Consider the following 336-nt stretch of genomic DNA (forward strand, 5'->3'; position numbering starts at 1 on the left):
ACTACGACGAGGGCTTCAGCAACACCTACGACCCGACACTGGAAGTGGGACTGCTGGGCGTCGACACCACCGAACTGATGGACCAGATCTCGGCCGCGGATAACATCCTGGCGGGCGACGTCATGTCCGACGACGTGAAGTCCGCGGTGCGCCAGTCCCGTGACGCCGCGGTCGAAGGCTTGACGGGCAGGACCTATACCGCCGACGAGGTGGCGATGTGGACCGCCGACCTGCAGGCCGACATCGAGGCCGCCATGGCGAGCCTGACGGGTGTGGAATCCTCGGACCGTCATTTCATGGTGTATTACCGTGCGTGGCGTGATGTGACGATGAAGG

General features: G+C 63.7%; 1 protein-coding gene. It reads left to right on the forward strand.

The window, feature by feature from the left end:
- Window positions 1–336, forward strand: a 336-nt coding sequence (locus OU11_RS09350) for a DUF7917 domain-containing protein (RefSeq protein WP_033516205.1), incomplete at both ends; no start/stop codon positions are given.

It is taken from the genome of Bifidobacterium pullorum DSM 20433, assembly GCF_000771405.1.
Taxonomy (GTDB): Bacteria; Actinomycetota; Actinomycetes; order Actinomycetales; family Bifidobacteriaceae; genus Bifidobacterium; species Bifidobacterium pullorum.